Here is a 19,635-nt window from a genome sequence, read left to right as displayed (position 1 = left end):
GCCGACGCTAGCCCGCGGGTGTGTCGGCCGTCTCACCGGCCCGATCACGGCGCACCGGGGTGGCGGTCACCTCGCGCGGGCCGCCGATCCCGTGGCCCGCGGCGCAGCGCAGCCCGAGCGCCACCGGCGCGCCGCAGTCCCGGTGGGTCAGCGCCAGCGGCGGGACGCCGTCCGCCGCGAGCCACCGGTCGCCCCACTGCATCAGCGCCACCAGCGCCGGGTAGAGGTCGCGGCCGCGCTCGGTGAGCCGGTACTCGTGCCGCTGCCGCGCGCCCTCCTCCTGGTACGGGACGCGGGTGAGCAGGTCCTGGGCGACCAGCGAGTTGAGCCGGTCGGTGAGCACCGCCTTCGGCGCCCCGAGCGCGCGCTGCAGGTCGGCGAACCGGCGCACGCCGAGGAACGCCTCGCGCAGCACGAGCAGGCTCCACTTCTCCCCCACCACGGCGAGGGTGCCGGCGACCGAGCAGCGCGCCCGGTCGTACCCGTCGGGAGGCGTGTCGGCCGTCACGGGTGCAGCGTAGGTCACGCTGGGTTCGCTTGACGAACCGTGCGCCGGGGAGGATGGTTGGAGATGCAGACCCAGCAGGTCGAGACGGCGGTCACAGGACCGGCGCCGCACCTGTACGGGCCCGCCGGTGACGACCGGAGGTGGCCGCCGCCGTGGATCGACCGGTGGCACCCGCCCCGAGGAGGAACCGAGATGACCCGCCTGCGCACCGCCCTGGCCTCCGCCCGCAGCACCCGCGCCCGCCGTCGCGACGAGCGCGAGCTGCAGCGCGCCCTCGCCGCCGCCCCGACCCTCGAGTCGGCGCACGAGATCACCGCCGCGGCCGCCCGCTTCTGACCGCGGCACCCGCGCCGCCCGCCGGCGCACCCCTGACGACAGCCCCGTGGCCCCTGGCCGCGGGGCTGCTCCGTCCCCGGGGCGCGACGGTGCCGGGGTGTGGTCTGCGCGACATCCGCGCCGCTAGGGTGGCACTGAGTGCCACCGGGGGTCGGTCCCGGGGACCGACCGGACGGAGACGAGATGGCCAACCCCTGGTTCGAGACCGTGGCCGAGGCCCAGCGGCGGGCGGAGCGGCGGCTGCCCAAGGGCGTGTACGGGGCGCTGGTGGCCGGGTCGGAGAAGGGCCTGACCGCCGACGACAACCTGCGCGCGTTCGACGAGCTGGGCTTCGCCCCGCACACCGCCGGCCTGTCCAACGAGCGGGACCTCGCCACCACGGTCATGGGCCAGGACGTGTCGATGCCGGTCCTCATCAGCCCGACCGGCGTGCAGGCGGTGCACCCGGACGGCGAGGTCGCCGTCGCCCGCGCCGCCGCCGCCCGGAACGTGGCGATGGGCCTGTCCTCGATGGCCAGCAAGCCGATGGAGGAGGTCATCGCCGCCAACCCGAAGACCTTCTTCCAGCTGTACTGGGTCGGCGACCGCGACACCATGGCCGCCAAGGTCGAGCGCGCCCGCCGCGCCGGCGCCGCCGGGCTGATCGCCACCCTGGACTGGTCGTTCTCCTACGGCCGCGACTGGGGCTCCCCGTTCATCCCGGAGAGGATCGACCTCGAGGCGGTGCGCCGCTACGCCCCGCAGGTGGCGCTCAGGCCGCGCTGGCTGTGGGCCTTCGCCAAGACGCGCAGGCTGCCCGACCTGTCCGTGCCCAACATGGTCGGCGACCCCGCCGAGCCGGCGCCGACGTTCTTCGGCGCCTACGGCGCCTGGATGCAGTCCCCCATGCCGACCTGGGACGACGTCGCCTGGCTGCGCGAGCTGTGGGGCAGCGACCGGCCGTTCATGCTCAAGGGCGTCATGCGCGTCGACGACGCCAGGCGCGCCGTGGACGCCGGCGTCACCGCGATCTCCGTCTCCAACCACGGCGGCAACAACCTCGACGGCACCCCCGCCTCGATCCGCGCCCTGCCCGCGATCGCCGAGGCCGTCGGCGACCAGGTCGAGGTGCTGCTCGACGGCGGCATCCGCCGCGGCTCCGACGTCGCCAAGTCCCTGGCCCTGGGCGCCAAGGCGGTCATGATCGGCCGCGCCTACCTGTGGGGCCTGGCCGCCAACGGGCAGGCCGGGGTGGAGAACGTCCTGGACCTGCTGCGCGACGGCCTGGGCTCCGCGCTGACCGGCCTGGCCCGGGGGTCGGCCGCCGACCTGTCCCGCGACGACCTCGTCGTCCCGCCCGGCTTCGAGCGGCGGCTGGGCGTCGAGGGCCCCGACGCCCCGGTCGAGGCCGTGCCCACCCGCCCCCGCCGCGCCCGCAGCGCCTGAACCCGCCGGCCGGGGTCCCGTCGAGGGGCCCCGGCCGAGGCCGGTCAGGCGCCGGCGACGAGGTCGCGGCGGCGGGTCCAGCGGCGCTGCACCGCCGTCAGCAGCAGCCGCAGCGGCGCGGGCGCACCGGCGAACAGCCGCGCCCGCTCCTCCGGCGTCCGGCAGGCGTCGACGACCCACGGCAGGACGAAGACCAGGTCCCGCAGGCCGGTGCCCTCGCGGAAGCGGGTCTCCACCCGCGCGAAGTCCCCGGCGGAGACGTACCGCCGCACCACCGGGAAGACCTCGCGCTCCTCCTCCTCGATGTGCTCGTCGAGCTCGTCGGCGAGCTCGGTGAGGACGGCGGCCAGCGGCCCGGCCTGCGCGGGACCGTCCTGGGCGAACCGCGCGAGCGCCGCCCGGGCCCGGTCGAGCACGCCCTGCAGCGCGGTGTGGTCGTCGGACAGCGGGCCCAGGTCGACCGCGTCCCCGGCCGAGGCGACGATCACCGGCCACAGGACGTCGTCCTCCCGGGAGTGGTGCACGTGCACCTCGTGCAGCACCGCCGCGGCGTGGCGGACGACGGCGCGCTGCCGCCCGGGCGGGCAGGGCCCGCCGGCGGCGATGCCGGTGGCCGCGTCGGCCAGGAGCCGGCAGCCCGACCGCAGCGCGCGGTGCACGAGGGAGAAGCCGAAGAGGTCGGGCTCGGGGTCGCCGGGCCGGCGCGGGGTGACGGGGAAGGGCAGGGCGGGGGCGGTCGAGGTCATGCCGGGACGATCGCGGCGCCCGGTTGGCAGCGGCTTGCGAGCCGCTGGTCGGCGACCCCCGGGGCAGGACGACACGGGACGTGACCCGGCCGTGACCGCTTCCGGTGGAACTCCTCACGACTGCTCGGCGATCGGGCTCGGTCGCCATATGCTCGCGCCGCTATGGGGAGCGGGAGTGCCGGAACCGTCGGGTTCCGGGTGCTGGGCGACGTGGGTGCCGTGCGCGACGGCGAGCCCCTCGACCTCGGCGGCCGCCGCCAGCGCTCGGTGGTCGCCCGGCTGCTGGTCGCGGGCGGGCACGTGGTCCCCGCCGAGGTGCTGGTCGCCGACCTGTGGCGCGGCGCCTCCCCCGCCGACGCGCTGGGGACGCTGCAGGCGCACGTCAGCCACCTGCGACGGGTGCTGGAGCCCGGCCGCGCCCCGCGCACTCCCGCGCGGCTGCTGGTCACCGTGCCGCCGGGCTACGCGCTGCGCCCGGCCGACGACGCCGTGGACGTGCTCGAGGCGGTGCGGCTGCTCGACGAGGGCGACCGGCTGGCCGCCACCGACCCCGCCGGGGCACGCACGCGGTACGGCGCCGCCATCGACCTGTGGCGCGGACCCGCCTACGCCGAGTACCGCGACGAGCCCTGGGCCGCCCCCGAGGCCGCGCGCCTGGACGAGCTGCGGCTGACCGCCGTCGAGCGGCGCGCCGCGGTCGCCCTGGACGCGCCCGGCGGCCGGGACCCGCTCCCGCAGCTGCGCGCGCACGTCGCCGAGCACCCGCTGCGCGAGGAGGGCTGGCGGTTGCTGGCCCTGGGCCTCTACCGCGCCGGGCGGCAGGGCGAGGCGCTGGCCGCGCTCCGCGAGGTGCGCGCCCGGCTGGCCGACGAGCTCGGCGTCGACCCCGGCCCGGAGCTGAAGGCGCTGGAGGAGGCCGTCCTCGCCCAGTCCCCCTCGCTCCTGCCGGCCCGCCCGCCGGCACCGCCCGTCGGCCGCCCGGCGCCCTCCCCCGAGCCCGCCCCGGCCCCGGCTCCGGCCGGCCCCGCGCCCGACGTGCCCCGGCCGGTCGGCCGCGACGCCGAGCTGGCCGCGCTGTCCGCCGCGGCGGAGCGGGCGGCCGGCGGCCAGGTGGAGGTCGCCCTGCTCGCCGGCGAGGCCGGCAGCGGCAAGACCACGGTGCTCGACCACCTGCGCGCCGAGTACGCCCGCCGCGGCTGGGCGACGCTCGCCGTCGCCTGCCCCGAGACCGACGGCGCCCCGCCCGGCTGGCCCTGGTCCGCGGCGCTGCGCGCGCTCGCCGGCCGCACCCCACCGGCCGACCCCGCGCCCCTCGCCGCGCTGCTCACCGACGACGCCCCGGCCGCGACCGGCGGCGACCCGACCGGCAACCGGTTCCGGCTGCACCGCGCCGTCGCCGGCTGGCTGGCCGCCGTCGCCGCGCGGACACCGCTGCTGGTGACCGTCGACGACCTGCACCGCGCCGACCGCGAGACCACCGCGCTGCTGCTCGACCTGCTGCCCGCCCTCGCCGGGTCGCGGGTGCTCGTCGTCGCCGGGCACCGCCCGGAGGAGAGCGCCGGGCTGGCCGACGTCCTCGCCGCGCTCGCCCGCCGCTCCCCGGTCGGCCTGGCGTTGCGCGGCCTGGACGCCGCCGCCGTCGACGAGCTGGTCGAGGACTGGGCGCTCACCCCCGTCGACCGCCGCACCCGCGCCGCGATCACCGTCCGCGCCGACGGGAACCCGTTCTACGTCCGGGAGCTGCTCCGGCTGGTCGACTCCGGCGCCGACGTCGACGCCGTCCCCGGCACGGTCCGCGACGTCGTCCGCCACCGGCTGGCCGGCCTGCCCGCGCGCACCGGCACCCTGCTGCGGCTGGCCGCCGTCCTGGGCCGCGAGGTCGACGCCGAGGTGCTGCTCGCCGCCGCCGTCCCGGCCGGCGGCGGCACCGACGAGGACGAGGAGGCCCTGGTCGAGGCGCTGGAGACGGCGCTGGTCAGCGGCCTGCTGGTCGAGCCGGGTCCGGGGCGGCTGCGGTTCGTGCACGCGCTGGTGCGCGACACCCTCTACGAGGACCTGTCCTCGCTGCGCCGCACGCGGCTGCACGGCCGGGTGACCGCCGTCCTCGAGCGGCTGCGCCCGGACGACGTCACCGCGCTCGCCCACCACGCCGCCGCGGCGGGACCCGGCTCCGCCGCCGTGGCCGCACGCTGGGCGCAGGCGGCCGCCGAGCTCGCCGAGCGGCGGTTCGCGTACGCCGACGCCGCGGTCATGTGGGGCCGGGCGGCCGAGGCGGCGACGACGGCGCAGCCGGGCGACGCGGTCGGTCTGGCGCGGCTGCTCGCCGCGCAGGCGCACGCCACGGCGCTGGCCGGCGCCGTCGGCGACGCCCGCGCGCTGCGCACCCGCGCGCTGGCGGTCCTGCCCGACGACGCCCCGGCGGAGCTGACCGCGGCGGTGCTCCTGTCCTCGGACGTCCCGACCTTCTGGAACTCCTGGGTGGACCCGGTGGACGACCGGTTCGTGGCCCGCACCCGGCGCGTGGTCGCCGCCCTGCCGCCCGGCGACCCGCAGCGCGCCCGGCTGCTGGCGATGCTGGCCGTCGAGCTCGAGGAGCGGAACGACCCGCAGGCGGTCGAGGCCTCCGCCCGGGCGCTCGCCGAGGCCCGCCTCGCCGGGGACCCGCTCGCGCTGGCCCACGCGCTGACGGTCCGGCAGTTCCACGCCACGCGCGGGCCGGACCGCAGCGAGGCCACGGCCCTGGGCACCGAGCTGCTCACCCTCGCGCAGCAGGAGGGCTTCGGCCTCTTCGAGGCGGTGGCGCGGCTGGTGCTGCTCCAGTCGACCTGCACCGTGCTCGACCTCGAGGCCGCCGACCGGCACGCCGCGGAGGCCGAGCGCCTGTCCGCGGCCTACGGGCTGCCGCTGCTGCACGGCATCGCCCGCTGCTACGCCGGCCTGCGCGCCGCCGTCGCGGGGCGGGTCGCCGAGGCCCAGGCGGCGTACGACGTGGCCGAGCAGGCCCTGCTCGACGCCGGCTACTACCCCGCGGTCGCGCGGGCGCTCCGGCTGACCACCCAGCTCTCCCTGCGGCTCGCCGACCCCGGCGCCCGGCCGGTGGACCCCGAGGAGATGGCCGCCCTGGCGCCGATCTCCCCCGAGCTGGCGACCGAGACCCGCGCCCTGGCCCTGGTGCTGGCCGGGCGGGCGGAGGAGGCGCGGTCCGTGGGCCCGCCGCGGCTCCAGGCGGTCCGGGACCTGTTCACGCCGTTCCTCCAGTACTGCCGGGGCCTCGTCGGGCTGGCCCTCGGGGACCGCGGGCGGATGGCGGAGGCCGAGGCGGAGCTGCTCCCCTACCGCGACACGGTGTGCGGGACGCACACCGCGCAGCTGGCCTTCGGCCCGACGGCGACGCTGCTCGCCCGGCTGGCCGCCGCGCGCGGCGACCGGGAGGCGGCCGAGGCGCACCGCGGGGTCGCGATCGCCGTCGCCGAGCGGACCGGCCACCCCGGGTGGATCGCGGAGGCCCGTGCGGCGCTGGACTAGCGGCCGGCGACCACGTCGCGGCGGCGGCGCCAGCCCGGCTCGGCCGCACGCAGCAGCAGCCGCAGCGGCAGCGACGTCGCGCCGAGCAGCCCGGCCCGCTCGCCCGGGGTGCGGCAGGCGTCGGCGACCCACGGCAGCGCGAACGCCGCGGACCGGGGCCCCGAGCCGCGCGCGCAGACGCCCTCGTAGCGGGCCAGGTCGCGCACCGACACGCACCGGCGGATCACCGGGAACACCTCGCGCTCCTCCTCCTCGACGTGCTCGTCCAGCGCGTCGGCCAGTTCCGCGAGGACGGCGGCCAGCGGCGCCGCGGCGCCGGGACCGGTGGCGGCGGCGGCGGCGAAGGCGGTCAGCGCCGCGTCGGCCCGGCCGAGCACCGCCCACAGGACGGCGTGGTCCTCGACCAGCGGCTCGAGGTCGGCGGCGTGCGTCCCGGCGGAGGCGGCCACCACCGGCCACAGGACGGCGTCCTCCCGGGCGGTGTGCGCGCGCACCTCCCGCAGCACGCACCGGCCGAAGGCGACCACCGCCCGCCGCCGCTCCGCCGGCCACACGGCGCCGGCGGCGGCCTCCGCGGCGACGCCGGCCAGCAGCCGGCAGCCGCCGCACAGCGCGCGGTGCGCCAGCGCCAGGCGGGTCACGTCGGCCTCCGGGTCGCCGGGCCGGCGGGGCGTGACGGGGAACGGCAGCGGTGCGGTCGCGGTCACGGTGCCACGGTCGCCCGGCCCGGTTGCCGGTGACTTGCGTCCGACTACCGCCGCGGCGGAAGCCCCCGGGACCGCCCGGTGTTGCAGGGGGCAACGAACCTCGTCGTCCCAGGAGCTGTCCCATGCGCATCCCGCTGTCCGTGCTCGACCTCGCCCCCGTCGCCCCCGGGGAGACCTACGGCAGCAGCATCGCGGCGAGCGTCGCGCTGGCGCAGCGGGCGGAGGAGGCCGGCTACCGCCGGGTCTGGTACGCCGAGCACCACAACATGCCGACGATCGCGTCGTCGGCCACCAGCGTGCTGATCGCGCACGTCGGCGCGCACACCTCCACCATCCGGCTCGGCGCCGGCGGCGTCATGCTGCCCAACCACTCGCCGCTCACGATCGCCGAGCAGTTCGGCACGCTCGAGGCGATGTACCCCGGGCGCATCGACCTCGGCCTGGGCCGCGCGCCCGGCTCGGACCAGAACACGACCTACGCCCTGCGCCGCGACCCCGCCTCCGCCGAGCGCTTCCCCCAGGACGTGCTCGAGCTGCAGGGCTACCTGACCGGCGAGTCGCGGGTGCCCGGCGTGCAGGCCGTCCCCGGCCGCGGGTCGGACGTGCCGCTGTACGTCCTGGGCTCGTCGATGTTCGGCGCCGGCCTGGCCGCCGCGCTCGGGCTGCCCTACGCCTTCGCCTCGCACTTCGCGCCGCAGCTGCTGGAGCCCGCGGTGGCCGCCTACCGGCGCGACTTCCGCCCGTCCGCGCAGCTCGACGCCCCGTACGTCATCGCCGGCGTCAACGCGATCGCCGCCGACACCACCGAGGCGGCCCGGGAGATGCTGCGGGCCACCCGCCGCCGGCTCGCCGTCGGGCTGTTCGGCCAGGGCCGCGAGCTCGACGACGACGCCGCGGAGCTGCTGCTGTCCTCGGGCGCGGGCCGGCACGTGGACTCGATGCTCACCCACACCGCCGCCGGCACCCCGGCCGAGGTGCGCGAACGGCTCACGGAGTTCGCGCGGCTGGCCGACGCCGACGAGCTGATCGTCGCCCACCAGGCGCCCGGCACCGAGGCCCGGCTGCGCTCGGTCACGCTGACCGCCGAGGCCATGGAGTCCGTCGCCGCGTAGGACGGGGTGGCGGGGACGGCCGTTCCCGCCACCCCGGGCGCCCGGGGCGTCGGGGTGAGCCGGGGACGGCGCTCGGCGAGGATGACCCGGTGCACGCCGAGACCGTCCTCCTGCTCGTCCTGGCCGCGGTCGCGGTGATCGTGGCGGCCCGCTGGCTGGCCGGCCGCACCGGCGTCCCGGCGGCCGCGCTGCTCACCGTGACCGGACTGGTCTACGCGCTGCTGCCCGGTCCGAACCTCACGCTCGACCCCGAGATCGTCCTCACCGTCCTGCTCCCGCCGCTGCTCTACAGCGCCGCGCTGGACTCCTCGCTGATCGCCATCCGCGCCAACATGCGGACCGTCGTCGGCCTGTCGGTGCTGCTCGTCCTGGTCACCGCCCTGGTCATCGGCGCCGGGTTCGCGCTGTGGGTCCCCGGGGCGACGCTCGCCGCCGGCATCGCCCTGGGCGCCGCCGTCGCCCCGCCGGACCCGGTGGCCGCGCTCGCCGTCGGCCGCCGGGTCGGGCTGCCCCCGCGGCTGGTCACGCTCATCCAGGGCGAGGGGCTGCTCAACGACGCGACCGCGCTGACCCTGCTCAGCGTCGCCGTCGCGGCCGCGGTGGGCGACGGCTTCTCCACCTGGGCGGCGCTGGGCCAGTTCGCGCTCGCCGCCGCCGGGGGCGTCGCCGCCGGGCTGGTCGTCGCCTACGGCGTCCGGCCGCTGCGCCGGCTGCGCCGCGACCCGCTGGCGTCCAACGCGATCTCCCTGGCGACGCCGTTCGTCGCCTACCTGCTGGCCGAGTCGGTGCACGTGTCCGGCGTGCTGGCCGTCGTCGTCGCCGGGCTGGTGATCGCGCACAACGCGCCGTACTGGCAGTCGGGGGCCACGCGGCTGCAGACCGACGCGGTGTGGAGGCTGGTCGACTTCCTGCTCGAGGGCGTCGTCTTCCTGCTCATCGGCCAGCAGCTGCCCGCCGTCATCCGCGGCCTGGGCCAGTACGCGCCCTCGACCGTCGTCGTCGCCTCGCTGATCACCGTGGGCGCGGTGCTGCTGGTCCGGCCGCTGTGGCTGTGGCTCACCGAGCACGCGCCGCAGGCGCTGCACATGCGGCTCAGCGGCGCGCCCGCCGCCGACGAGGACGACGACCCCACGACCCCGCCGCGGCAGCTGTCCGGCCGGGAGATCGCCGTGCTGAGCTGGGCCGGCACCCGCGGCGTCATCAGCCTCGCCGCCGTCTTCACCATCCCGCTGACCACCGACGCCGGCGACCCGTTCCCCGACCGCGACCTGCTGCTGTTCTGCGCCTTCCTCGCCGTGCTGGTCACCCTCGTCGGCCAGGGCGCGACCTTCGCGCCCCTGGTGCGCCGGCTGCGCCTGCGCGCCGACGCCGCCGACGCCGCCCGGCTGCGCAACCAGGCGCGGGTCGCCGCGGTCGACGCGGGGCTCGCCCGGCTCGACGAGCTGCAGGCCGAGCAGCACGACCACCTCGACGACGCCGCGATCGAGTCGATCCGCGCCGCGCTGCGCACCCGGCGGACCCGGTACGAGCGGCGGCTGGAGGTCCTCGTGGACGCCGAGGGCGAGGTGCCGATGTCGCCGGAGTACGAGGCGGCGCTGCGGGTGCGCCGGGCGGTCATCGACGCCGAGCGCGAGGAGCTGCTGCGCTGGCGTGACCTCGGCCGGCTGCCCGACGAGGGGCTGCGCACGCTGGAGCGGGAGCTGGACCACCAGGAGCACCTGCTCCCGGCCCGCCCCGCCTGAGCGCTCCCGCTAGGGGCGCCCGGCCCGGGGCACGTCGACCCGGGCGGCCTCGACCCGGCCGGCGCGCGGGCCGCCCTCGGCCCAGGTGGGCGCGGTGCAGACGAACAGCGTCCGCCCGTCGTCGCCGCCGAGCGTGCAGGCGTAGGACGGCGAGCCCGACCCGACGGGCACCCGGCCGGTCACCTCGCCGCCCTCGCGCACGCGCAGCACCTCGGCGGTGCGGGCGGTGGCGAACCAGACGTGCCCCTCGGCGTCGAGGCAGATGCCGTCGGGCGCCAGGCCCGGCGTCTCCGCGAACACCCGGCGGCCGGACAGCGAGCCGTCGTCGGCGACGTCGAAGGCGGTGAGCCGGGCGCCGTACGTCTCGGCGACCACCAGCGTCCGGCCGTCGCCGGTGAGCGCCATGCCGTTGGGGAAGCGCAGGTCCTCGGCGACGACGGACGCGGCGCCGTCGGGGTCCACCCGCACCAGCCCCGTCGGCTCCACCGGCGCGCCCCCGACCAGGTCGAACCCGAAGCTGCTGACGTAGGCCCGTCCGGCGGCGTCGACGACCAGGTCGTTGGCGCGGGAGCGGGTCAGGCCGGTGAGGTCGGCGCGCACGACCGGGCGCCCGCCGGCGACCTCCAGCAGCGCCCGCCGGGTCATCGCGACGACGAGCAGCGTCCCCTCCGGCGTCCAGCCCAGCCCGGACGGCGCGTCGTCGAGGTCGAGGACCGTCGTCAGGACGCCGTCCGGGGCGAGCGTGCGCACCCGCCGGTCGTGGAAGTCGGAGAACCACAGCCGGCCGTCGTGCCAGCGCGGGCCCTCGGGGAAGCCGAGGCCGCCGGCCAGCGTCGTCGTCGCGTCCACGGCGGGCAGCGTAGGAGTGCGGCGCCCCGGCCGCGGCGGCTCAGGGGCGGTACCGCGTCTGGCCGTGCGGCCCGCCGAACAGCAGCACCTTGTCCGGCGGCACCCGGTAGACCCGCGCGCCGTCCCCGGTGGCCCCACCGGAGGAGCTCAGCTCGACGAACTCGTCCCCGCGCACCGCGAAGTGCCAGTCCTCGCCGTACTTCGCGTACCAGGCGTCGGCCAGCACCTGCAGCTCCCCGGGGTCGGTGACCCGCACCGCGACGCCCTCGACGACGACGTCGCGCCCGCTGTCCCAGCCGTGCGCGCCGGTGCTGCCGGTGGTCACCGCCACGTGCGGGTTGCCGTCGAGGTTGCGCGCCTTCTGCTCGTCGGCGCCGGTGCAGAAGGCGAACGCGCCGTCGTGCCAGACGCCGACGAGCGGGACGGCGTGCGGCCGGCCGTCCGCGCGGACGGTGGTGATCCAGTAGAGCTGGGCGTCGGTGAGCAGCCGCTCGACGTCGGCCCAGGGCGGTGCGGTCGCCGTGGCGTCGCCGTACCGGGGGTCGATCTGTCCGGTCGTCATGCCCTGTGGGACCCCCGCGGGGCCGGCGTCTCATCGCCGCCGGATCGGTCCCTGGCGCCGGTGCAGGCGAAGAGGAACGCGGGCGGCACGTTCCACGGCGTCACCCGCGTGCGGACGTCGGCGAACCGGCGGCGCAGCTCGCCGAGCACCAGCGGCGAGTACTGGATCACGACCGCGGTGCCGCCCGGGCGCAGCGCACGGGGCAACTGGTCGAGCAGCCGGCGGCGCAGGCCCGCCTCGAGCGAGGTGAACGGCAGCATGGAGACGACGACGTCGGCGCGCTCGCCGTCGAGGAGGCCGTCGAGGTCCTCCGCGGAGCCGCACACGACCTGCAGCCGGGGGTCGTCGAGGCGCTCGGAGAGCCGGCGGGCCAGCTGCGGGTCGATCTCCAGCGCGACCAGCCGGGCGCCCGCGCCGAGCCGGGCGAGGATCTCCCGGGTGGCCACCCCCGTGCCGGCCCCGAGCTCGACGACCAGGCCGGCGGCCGGGACGTCGGCGAGGTCGAGCATGGCGCGCACCGCCGTCCGGGACGTCGGGAGCACCGCCCCCACCTGGCGCGGGTTGGTGACGAAGGCGCGCAGCAACCGCACCCCGTCGCCGAGGGTCTGCGGCACGGCTCCCCCCTCCGCCGCCCCGTGCGGCGCGGCTGCCCGGACCCTGCCACGGATCGCGGCGCCGGACGACCGCTCAGCCGGCCCGGTGGGCGTCGAGCCAGGCGACGACGTCGTCGAGGACCTGCTCCTTCTCCGGCTCGTTGTGCGGCTCGTGGAACAGCCCGTCGTAGACCCGGTGGGTGAGGTCGGGCGAGCCCGCGTGCTCGCGGACCACCTCGCCGGCCGCCGGCGCCACCAGCCGGTCGGCGCTGCCGTGGACCACCAGCAGCGGGAGCCGGAGCCCGCGCAGCCGGCCGGGCATCGCCGCGGCGGTCCGCATGAGCTCGGCGCCGGTGCGGGCGACCATCCTCCCGTTGTGGTTGAGCGGGTCGGCCCGGTAGGCGGCCACCACCTCGGGGTCGCGGCTGACCGCCTCGACGTCGAGGGTGAGCACGCCCAGACCCGGGGCCAGCCGGGCCAGCAGCGGCGCCACCGCCCGCTGCACCGGGGTGGCGGCGCTGGTGTCGAGCGCGGGCGCCGAGATCACGGCGCCGACGACGCGCGCGTCCGGCTCGCCGGTCAGGTACTGCAGCGCGATGAGCCCGCCGAGGCTGTGGCCGTAGACGAACACCGGGACGCCGGGGTGCCGGTCGGCGGCGGCGCGGACGGTCTGCGCCACGCCCTCGACGGTGCCCGCCATGCTCACGACGTCGCCGCGCCGGCCGGGCGACCGGCCGTGGCCGGGGTGGTCGGGCGCGTAGGAGGCGTAGCCGGCGCGGCCGAGCCGCTCGGCCACGTGCGCGTACCGGCCGCCGTGCTCGTGCACGCCGTGCACGAGCACGACGACACCGACCGGGTCGGGGACGCTCCAGCCCTGCCAGAACTGCCCCGAGGGCAGCGTGCCCTCCCCGTGCCGCACCGCTGTCGTCACGCGTCCTCCCGGTCCGTCGACGTCCGTCCTCAGCACCGTCGCGCACCGTAGCCCCCGCGGCCGCGAGGGGGTCGACCGCTAGCGTCCGCCCGGTGACCGCCCGCTCCCGCCGCCTGCCGCGCCTCGCCGCGCTCGGCCTCGCCGCCGCCCTCGCCCGCCGCGCCCGCACGGTCGCGGCCGTGCCTCCCGAGCTGCGCCGCCCGGACCTGTGGCTGCCGCTGTCGATCGGCTCCCGGCTCGAGCTGCGGATCGGCCGCCGGCTGTTCGGGTCCCGGGTGACCGAGCCGGTGGCAGGGGTGACCGTCACGCGGCACGACGTCCCCGGCGGGCAGGACGTGTTCGTGTACGAGCCGGCGCGCCGCACCGGCGGCGCGCTGCTGTGGGTGCACGGCGGCGGCACGGTCATCGGGCAGCCCGAGGGCGACCACGACGTGTGCAGCCGGATGGCCCGCGACCTCGGCGTCGTCGTGGTCAGCGCCCGCTACCGGCTGGCGCCCGAGCACCCGTTCCCCGCGGCGCTCGACGACCTGCTGGCCGCGCTGTGCGACCTGCACCGGCGGGCCGGGGGGCTCGGCGTGGACCCGGCGCGCGTCGCCGTCGGCGGGGCCAGCGCGGGCGGCGGGCTGGCCGCCGCGCTGGCGCAGCGGGCGCACGACGAGGGCGTGCCGGTCGCCTTCCAGCTGCTGGTCTACCCCATGCTCGACGACCGCACCGTGCTGCGCCGGAGCACCGCCGGCCGCGGGAGGCTGGTCTGGACGCCGCGGTCCAACCGGTGGGCCTGGACCGCCTACCTGGGGCACGCGCCGCGCGCCGACGAGCCGCGTCCCTACGCCGCGCCGGCCCGCCGCCTGGACCTCTCCGGCCTGCCGCCGGCGTGGATCGGCGTCGGGGCCCTCGACCTGTTCCACGACGAGGACGTCGCCTACGCCCGGCGCCTGGAGGCGGCCGGCGTGCCGGTGCGGCTGCACGTCGAGCCGGGGATGTACCACGCGGCCGAGCTGGAGCTGCAGACGACCGTCGCGACGATGCGGGCCTTCCAGCAGGCCGCGTTCGACGCCCTCGGCGCCGCGGTCGGCGCCGCGTGACGCAGCAGGACACGGCACCGCGCTTCGCGGCACCCGCGGGGACGGTCACCGCCCGGCGGTCCGACGGCGTCGTGCGGGCCACCGGCATCCGGTACGCCCGGGCGGAGCGGTTCCGCCCGCCGGTGCCCGAGCCCCCCGCGGCCGGCGTCGTCGACGCGACGGCGTGGTCGCCGGCGTGCCCGCAGCCGCCGGCGCCGGAGCTCGAGCTCATGGTCACCGACCCCATGGGTGAGCTCGTCGCCGACGAGGACTGCCTGCGGCTGTCGGTGACCGTGCCGGAGGACGCCTCCCCCGGCGACCGGCTGCCGGTGATGGTGTGGGTGCACGGCGGCTCCTACGTCAGCGGCGCCGGCGACGCCCCCGCCTACGACCCGGCCGCGCTGGTGCGCGAGCAACGGGTGGTCGTCGTCAGCGTGACCTACCGGCTCGGGCTGCTCGGCTTCCTCGGCGACGGGGACGGCCGGCCGGCCAACCTCGGCCTGCTCGACCTCGTCGAGGCGCTGCGCTGGGTGCGCGGGAACGTCGCGGCCTTCGGCGGCGACCCGGACGCGGTGACGCTGTTCGGCGAGTCCGCCGGCGGCGACGCCGTCGCCCACCTGCTGGCGGCCGACGGCGCCCGCGGCCTGTTCCGCCGCGCGGTCGTGTCCAGCGCCCCGCTGGGGCTGTCCCGCGACCGGGCGCGGATGAGCGCCGCGATGGCCGCCGAGGCGCGGTCGCTGTCCGCCGCCGCGCCGGTCGCGGAGGTCGTGGCCGCGCAGGCGCGGGTGGCGGCGCGCGCCCGCCGGTACGGGCTGGTCGCCGCCATGCCGTTCGGCACCCAGTACGGCCTCCCGCCGCTGCCGGCCGAGGAGGCGGTCGAGGACGCGTGGGCGGAGGCGGCGCCGGAGGTCGACCTGCTCGTGGGTGCCAACAGCCGCGAGGTGGCGCTGTTCGCCGCGCTGCTGCCGCCGGCCGCACGGCTGGCCCGCGTCCCCGTCGTCGGCCGGCCGCTGGTGGAGGCGGTCGTGCGGGTGCTCACCCGGCGCATCTACGCCCGCGACGCCGCACGGGCCGCCCGCAGGCACCGCGCGGCCGGCGGGCGCGCGGTGCACTACACGCTCTCCTACGGCACCGGCGCGCTCACCGGGGCGCACGCGATCGACCTGCCGCTGCTGTTCCCGCACCGGCACACGTGGGAGGCCTCGCCGCTGCTGGCCGGCCTCCGGTGGGAGGACGTCGTCGCGGCCGGCCGGGAGGTCCGCCGGGTGTGGGCGCACTTCGCCCGCACCGGGGACGTGCCCGCCGACCCGCCGCCGTTCCTGCGGGTCGACCACGGCTGAGGCCTCAGGGGACGACGGGGTCGACGTCGCGCGTGCAGAACATGCACACCGACGCGTCGACCGGGATGAAGCTCTTGCAGTGGTCGCACTCGCGGTTGCCCTGGGCGCCCGCGGTCTCCCGGCCGGTGGCCCGGCGGATCGCCTGGACGAGGAACATGATCGTCAGCGCGAGCAGCAGGAACGACACCAGCGAGGTCAGGAACGACCCGTAGCGGATCTGCGCGCCGTTCACCGTGAGCACGAGGGCGGTGAAGTCGGGCTGGCCGAAGACCGCGGCCACCAGCGGCAGGATCACGTCGCCGACCAGCGACTCGACCACCGTGGCGAAGGCGGCCCCGATGGCCACGCCCACGGCCAGGTCCACGAGGCTGCCCGAGAAGGCGAAGTTCCTGAAGTTCGTCAGCAGCGTGCGCACGGTGTCCCTCCCCGTCAGGTCCCGACGGCCGGAGGGTAGGGCCCGCGGCGCCTCGGCGCGGCCCGGACGGCGGGCCGTCGTCGCCGGGACCGGGGCCGGGGTCGCGCTGCAGCCAGGCGACGTCGTGCCAGGCACCGTCCTTCCGGCCCACCCGCCGGTGGGAGGTCACGCCGCGACGCCACGGCTGCCGGCCCTCAGGCCGGGGCCAGGACCGGCTCCTCCCGCCACAGCACCGGCTCGCCGCGGCGGTCCTGCTTGGACAGGTACATCGCCTGGTCGGCGCGCTTGGTCAGCGCCGCGGCGTCGAGCCCGGGCTCCCCGCAGGCCACGCCCAGGCTGGCCCGCAGCGGCACGGTGCCCGCGGTGATCTCGGCCGGCACCGCCAGCGCCGCCTGGATCCGGGCACCGAGCGAGGCGGCCGCCGCCGGGCCGTCGACCCGGCGGCTGACGACGAGGAACTCGTCCCCGCCGATCCGCCCGACGACGTCGTCGCGGCGCAGCACGCCGGCCAGCCGCGCGCCCGTGGTCACCAGCAGCTCGTCGCCCGCGTCGTGGCCGAGGGTGTCGTTGACCGGCTTGAAGTCGTCGAGGTCGACGAAGACCACCGCCGTCGACGCCGCGTCCGGCCCGGCCAGCGCGGCCTCCAGGACGGCGATGGTGGAGGCGCGGTTGTAGCAGCCGGTCAGGGCGTCGAAGGTCGCCCGGGCGGTGAGCTCCTCGCGCATGCGGGCGCTGTCGGTGACGTCGGAGACGCACACCAGCGCGCCGGGGGCGCCCTCGCGGTCGCCGAGCGCGACCAGGCTCACCGCGCACACCCGGGCCTCCCCGGCCGGGGTGCGGATGCCGACCTCCACCGCGGCGTCCACGCCGTCGTCGAGGACCCGCGCGAGCGCCGCCTCCAGGGCCGCCCGGCCGCCCTCGTCGGCCCGCGCCGCGACGTCGTCCCAGCCGGTCACCGCGGGCACGCCCAGCAGCACCGGCAGGCGGGAGTTGGTGTGCACGACCTCCCGCTCGCGGGTCAGCTGCGCGATGCCCTGCGGCAGCGCCTCGGTCAGCCGGCGCAGCAGCCGCTCCTGCTGCTGCAGGGCCTCGTGCGCGGCCATCTCGTCGGAGACGTCGCTCATGTGCGTCACGACGACGGCGTCGGCGGGGTCGTCGGCCGCGACGTACTGGTTCTCCAGCTCCAGCCACGCCCACGTGCCGTCGGCGCGGCGGTGCCGCAGCCGCACCCGCTGGGCCTCCTGGCGGGACAGCAGCTCCAGCCAGTTGGCGATCGCCCGCTCCTGGTCGTGCGGGTGGACGAACTCCGAGGAGCGCTGGCCGACCATCTGCGCCGGCGTCCAGCCGAGCATCCGGGTGGTGCGCTCGTCGATGTCGGTGACCACCGCCAGCGACGTCTTGCGGACCGTCGCCGTGCGCGGCCGCCGCGACACCTCCAGCCCCGCCAGCGGCGCGGGCCCGCGGTCGCCGGCGGCCGCGTCGAGCACGTCGAGGGCGCCGAGCAGGACGCCGTGCTCCTCGCGGAGGTCGACGAAGGTGAGCGACAGCGGCACCCCCGGCTCGCGCCGCCCGTGGACCGTGGCCAGGCCGACGCCGTGGGTACGGGCCCGCTCGAAGGCGGTGACGACGAACATCGCGTCGGCGGGGACGATCGCGTCGAGGAACGTGGCGCGGTCGGCCGGCGGGGTCATCACCCGCTCCGGCGGGACGCCGAGCGAGGCCGGCACCGGGACGAACACGCCGTCGGAGGCGATCGCGGCCAGCACGGCGCCGGGCAGCCGGAGCAGCGAGGACAGGACGTCCGCGCGCTCGGCCGGCGTCCTCGGGGTGGCGGTCACGCCGTCGGCATCGGCGCGCCGCGGCCGGTCCTTGAGCGGCCGGTGTGGCCCGCCTCACCCTCCGGGGTCGGTCCTCGGCGTGTCACCGGACCGGGTGGCAGGATGACGGGACGGAGACGTCCGCTCCAACTGCCGGGCGATGACGTCACGCCCACCCCGGGTCACCCGGCTGGAGGTGTCGCGGTGCAGTCTGCGGCCATCCCGACGACCATGCTCACCACCTCGCCCCCGCACCCCGCCCCGGGCGGCACGGGGTGGCTGCTCGGCGCCGCTCGCGGCGGGCACGCCCGCGACGACGCCGACGCGGCGGCGCGCGCCGTCGCCCACGACCTGGCCGCCGTCCTGCCCGAGCGGTGCGGCGTCGCGGTCACCGCCCGGGTGCAGCGGGCCCCCTGCCTGCCGCTGGACACCGGCAGCGAGGTCGTCGGGGCGCTCCCGGTGTACGTGGCCGGCCCCGGGCCGGGGCCCGAACGCGCGACCCCCACCGCGGTGGCCGGGCACGCCGCCCCGGCGCTGCTCTCCGGGCGGCGGACCGCGCACCTGGGCGTCGCGCTGGACAGCCGGGACGTCGTCGGCCAGGCCGAGGGCGTGCTCGTGGAGCGCCACCGGATCACCGCCGACACCGCGTTCGGCGTCCTCGTCCGCGCCTCGCAGGACACCGGCCGCGAGGTGCGCGACGTCGCCCGGCTGGTCACCGAGACCGGGGAGGCCCCGGCCGGCACGCCCGCGGACGGCCCGCGGTGACCGGCGGCGGGCACGACTTCGTCCTCCTCGACAGCGAGGAGGCGCACGCGCAGGTGGTCGGCGACTTCGTCGCGGAGGGGGTGACGCGCGGCGAGTGCGTCCTGGTCACCGCCCTCGGCGACCGGGAGGAGCGGCTGTGGGCCCGGCTGCGCCGCGCGGGCGTCGTCGACGAGGCCTGGGAGCCGGCCGCCACGACGGCGGTCCGCGTCGTGCCGCCGGACCCGGCCGAACTGCCCGCGGCGGTCACCGGAGCGCTGTCCGAGGGGTGGCCCGCCGTCCGGTTCACCGGCGCGATCACCACCCCGGGCGTCAACGCGTTCGAGGCCGTCGTCGGCGAGCTGACCGCCGGGCACCCGCTCACCGTGCTGTGCCCCTACTTCCGCGACCTGCTGGTGCCCGGCCAGCACGCGGACCTCACCGCGCTGCACCGCTCGCAGGTGGACGCGACCGCGGAGTACGACGACGGAGTCTTCCGGCTGACCCGGCGCGGGGACCGCCTGCACCTCGCGGGCGAGCTGGACTCGGGCAACGCGGACGCGCTGCGCGCGGTGCTGCAGGCGACGCTGGCCGGGAGCAGCGCCTGGGACCTCAGCGACCTGCGCTTCCTCGACGTCGGCGCGGCCGACTCCCTGGTCGCGGCGGCCGCCGGGCCACCCGGGCTGACCGTCGTCGGCGCCTCGCGGCTGACCGCCCGGCTGGTCCGCCTGCTGACCGACCGCTACCCCGACCGCGCGGTGGAGCTGGTGGACGCCGCCTCCGAGGGCGCCCCTCCGTGACGGCGCCGGACGCCGCCCCGGTGCACCGGGGCGGGTCCCACGCGGGACGGGCGTAGGCCGGCGCGATCGCCGCGGACCTGTGCCGCCGTGCGCCGGCGCGCGGCTGGCCGCCGGACGTCGTCGGCGAGGTCCTGCTCCTCCTGTCGGAGGTGCTGGCCGCCGACGCAGCGGTGCCTGGCCGGCGGCCGGTGCGCCTGCTCGACGGCGGACCCGGCCTGGAGGTGCGCGTGGCCGGCCGGCCGCCCGGGGACACCGGCCGGCTCGCCCTCGCCGCGTCCGCCGTCACCGCGGTGCGCGTCGAGGCCGGCGACGGCGGCTGGGTGCGCCTGACGGCGGGACCGGGCGGGGGGGGGCGGCGCGGGGGGGCGGGGGGGGGGGCGGGGGGGGGGGGGGGGTGCGGGGGGGGGGCCTCGCGCGCGGGC

Annotated in this window: 18 protein-coding genes; 9 read left to right on the top strand and 9 right to left on the bottom strand. The window is 78.3% G+C overall.

Going from position 1 to position 19,635, the window contains the following annotated elements; translation table 11 throughout:
- Positions 1–7: 7 nt before the first annotated feature.
- Positions 8–508: a winged helix-turn-helix transcriptional regulator gene (locus ACI8AK_RS22745; protein ID WP_387993830.1), complete on the bottom strand. Its 501-nt coding sequence runs from the start codon at positions 506–508 to the stop codon at positions 8–10.
- A gap of 192 nt (positions 509–700) precedes the next feature.
- Here ACI8AK_RS22745 and ACI8AK_RS22740 point away from each other — a divergent pair, with 192 nt between their 5' ends.
- Positions 701–844 (top strand): hypothetical protein, encoded by a 144-nt coding sequence (locus ACI8AK_RS22740; protein ID WP_387993827.1) that lies wholly within the window; start codon positions 701–703, stop codon positions 842–844.
- A gap of 183 nt (positions 845–1,027) precedes the next feature.
- Positions 1,028–2,269 (top strand): pre-mycofactocin synthase MftD, encoded by a 1,242-nt coding sequence (mftD, locus tag ACI8AK_RS22735; protein WP_456904048.1) that lies wholly within the window; start codon positions 1,028–1,030, stop codon positions 2,267–2,269.
- A 44-nt stretch (positions 2,270–2,313) separates the two neighbouring features.
- Here mftD and ACI8AK_RS22730 read toward each other — a convergent pair whose 3' ends face one another.
- Entirely contained in the window at positions 2,314–3,015 is a 702-nt protein-coding gene (locus ACI8AK_RS22730; protein ID WP_387993821.1) for a hemerythrin domain-containing protein, read from the bottom strand.
- Positions 3,016–3,234: 219 nt separating this feature from the next.
- On the opposite strand from ACI8AK_RS22730, the gene ACI8AK_RS22725 reads away from it, so the two are divergent.
- A complete protein-coding gene (locus ACI8AK_RS22725; RefSeq protein ID WP_456958129.1) occupies positions 3,235–6,540 on the top strand; it encodes a BTAD domain-containing putative transcriptional regulator in 3,306 nt (1,101 codons plus the stop codon).
- Here the strand turns inward: ACI8AK_RS22725 and ACI8AK_RS22720 are convergent.
- Positions 6,537–7,247 (bottom strand): hemerythrin domain-containing protein, encoded by a 711-nt coding sequence (locus tag ACI8AK_RS22720; RefSeq protein WP_456958127.1) that lies wholly within the window; start codon positions 7,245–7,247, stop codon positions 6,537–6,539. The genes ACI8AK_RS22725 and ACI8AK_RS22720 overlap by 4 nt on opposite strands.
- A gap of 122 nt (positions 7,248–7,369) precedes the next feature.
- Between ACI8AK_RS22720 and ACI8AK_RS22715 the strand changes: the two genes are divergently transcribed.
- A complete protein-coding gene (locus ACI8AK_RS22715; protein WP_387993813.1) occupies positions 7,370–8,359 on the top strand; it encodes an LLM class flavin-dependent oxidoreductase in 990 nt (329 codons plus the stop codon).
- 89 nt (positions 8,360–8,448) lie between these two features.
- Positions 8,449–10,101 (top strand): Na+/H+ antiporter, encoded by a 1,653-nt coding sequence (locus ACI8AK_RS22710; RefSeq protein WP_456958125.1) that lies wholly within the window; start codon positions 8,449–8,451, stop codon positions 10,099–10,101.
- A gap of 9 nt (positions 10,102–10,110) precedes the next feature.
- Here the strand turns inward: ACI8AK_RS22710 and ACI8AK_RS22705 are convergent, their stop codons facing one another.
- From ACI8AK_RS22705 to ACI8AK_RS22690, 4 genes are all read right to left on the bottom strand, one after another.
- Entirely contained in the window at positions 10,111–10,950 is an 840-nt protein-coding gene (locus tag ACI8AK_RS22705; RefSeq protein ID WP_387993807.1) for an SMP-30/gluconolactonase/LRE family protein, read from the bottom strand.
- Between the two features lie 40 nt (positions 10,951–10,990).
- On the bottom strand, positions 10,991–11,512 hold the full coding sequence (locus tag ACI8AK_RS22700; protein ID WP_456958123.1) for a pyridoxamine 5'-phosphate oxidase family protein: 522 nt from the start codon (positions 11,510–11,512) through the stop codon (positions 10,991–10,993).
- Positions 11,509–12,126: a class I SAM-dependent methyltransferase gene (locus tag ACI8AK_RS22695; protein WP_456904059.1), complete on the bottom strand. Its 618-nt coding sequence runs from the start codon at positions 12,124–12,126 to the stop codon at positions 11,509–11,511. Before ACI8AK_RS22695 ends, ACI8AK_RS22700 begins: the two co-directional genes overlap by 4 nt.
- 73 nt (positions 12,127–12,199) lie before the next feature.
- On the bottom strand, positions 12,200–13,036 hold the full coding sequence (locus tag ACI8AK_RS22690) for an alpha/beta hydrolase (RefSeq protein WP_456958121.1): 837 nt from the start codon (positions 13,034–13,036) through the stop codon (positions 12,200–12,202).
- 92 nt (positions 13,037–13,128) lie between these two features.
- Here ACI8AK_RS22690 and ACI8AK_RS22685 point away from each other — a divergent pair, with 92 nt between their 5' ends.
- Together ACI8AK_RS22685 and ACI8AK_RS22680 are read left to right on the top strand one after the other, a co-directional pair.
- On the top strand, positions 13,129–14,121 hold the full coding sequence (locus ACI8AK_RS22685; RefSeq protein WP_456904063.1) for an alpha/beta hydrolase: 993 nt from the start codon (positions 13,129–13,131) through the stop codon (positions 14,119–14,121).
- Positions 14,118–15,440, top strand: a complete 1,323-nt coding sequence (locus ACI8AK_RS22680) for a carboxylesterase family protein (protein ID WP_456958119.1) — start codon at positions 14,118–14,120, stop codon at positions 15,438–15,440. Before ACI8AK_RS22685 ends, ACI8AK_RS22680 begins: the two co-directional genes overlap by 4 nt.
- Before the next feature lie 4 nt (positions 15,441–15,444).
- On the opposite strand, the gene mscL is transcribed toward ACI8AK_RS22680, so the two are convergent.
- A complete protein-coding gene (mscL, locus tag ACI8AK_RS22675; RefSeq protein WP_387993790.1) occupies positions 15,445–15,855 on the bottom strand; it encodes a large conductance mechanosensitive channel protein MscL in 411 nt (136 codons plus the stop codon).
- A gap of 194 nt (positions 15,856–16,049) precedes the next feature.
- Entirely contained in the window at positions 16,050–17,693 is a 1,644-nt protein-coding gene (locus ACI8AK_RS22670) for a diguanylate cyclase (RefSeq protein ID WP_456958118.1), read from the bottom strand.
- Between the two features lie 183 nt (positions 17,694–17,876).
- Between ACI8AK_RS22670 and ACI8AK_RS22665 the strand changes: the two genes are divergently transcribed.
- Entirely contained in the window at positions 17,877–18,437 is a 561-nt protein-coding gene (locus tag ACI8AK_RS22665; RefSeq protein WP_456958116.1) for an ANTAR domain-containing protein, read from the top strand.
- The gene (locus ACI8AK_RS22660) at positions 18,434–19,213 is read left to right on the top strand and encodes an MEDS domain-containing protein (RefSeq protein WP_456904071.1); all 780 of its coding nucleotides are present in this window, start codon (positions 18,434–18,436) and stop codon (positions 19,211–19,213) included. The genes ACI8AK_RS22665 and ACI8AK_RS22660 overlap by 4 nt, the downstream gene beginning before the upstream one ends.
- Positions 19,214–19,635: the final 422 nt, after the last annotated feature.

The sequence above is a fragment of the Geodermatophilus sp. SYSU D00867 genome (assembly GCF_054050315.1).
Note: the sequence above shows the minus strand (reverse complement) of the source record. Positions and strands in the feature narration are given on the sequence as shown.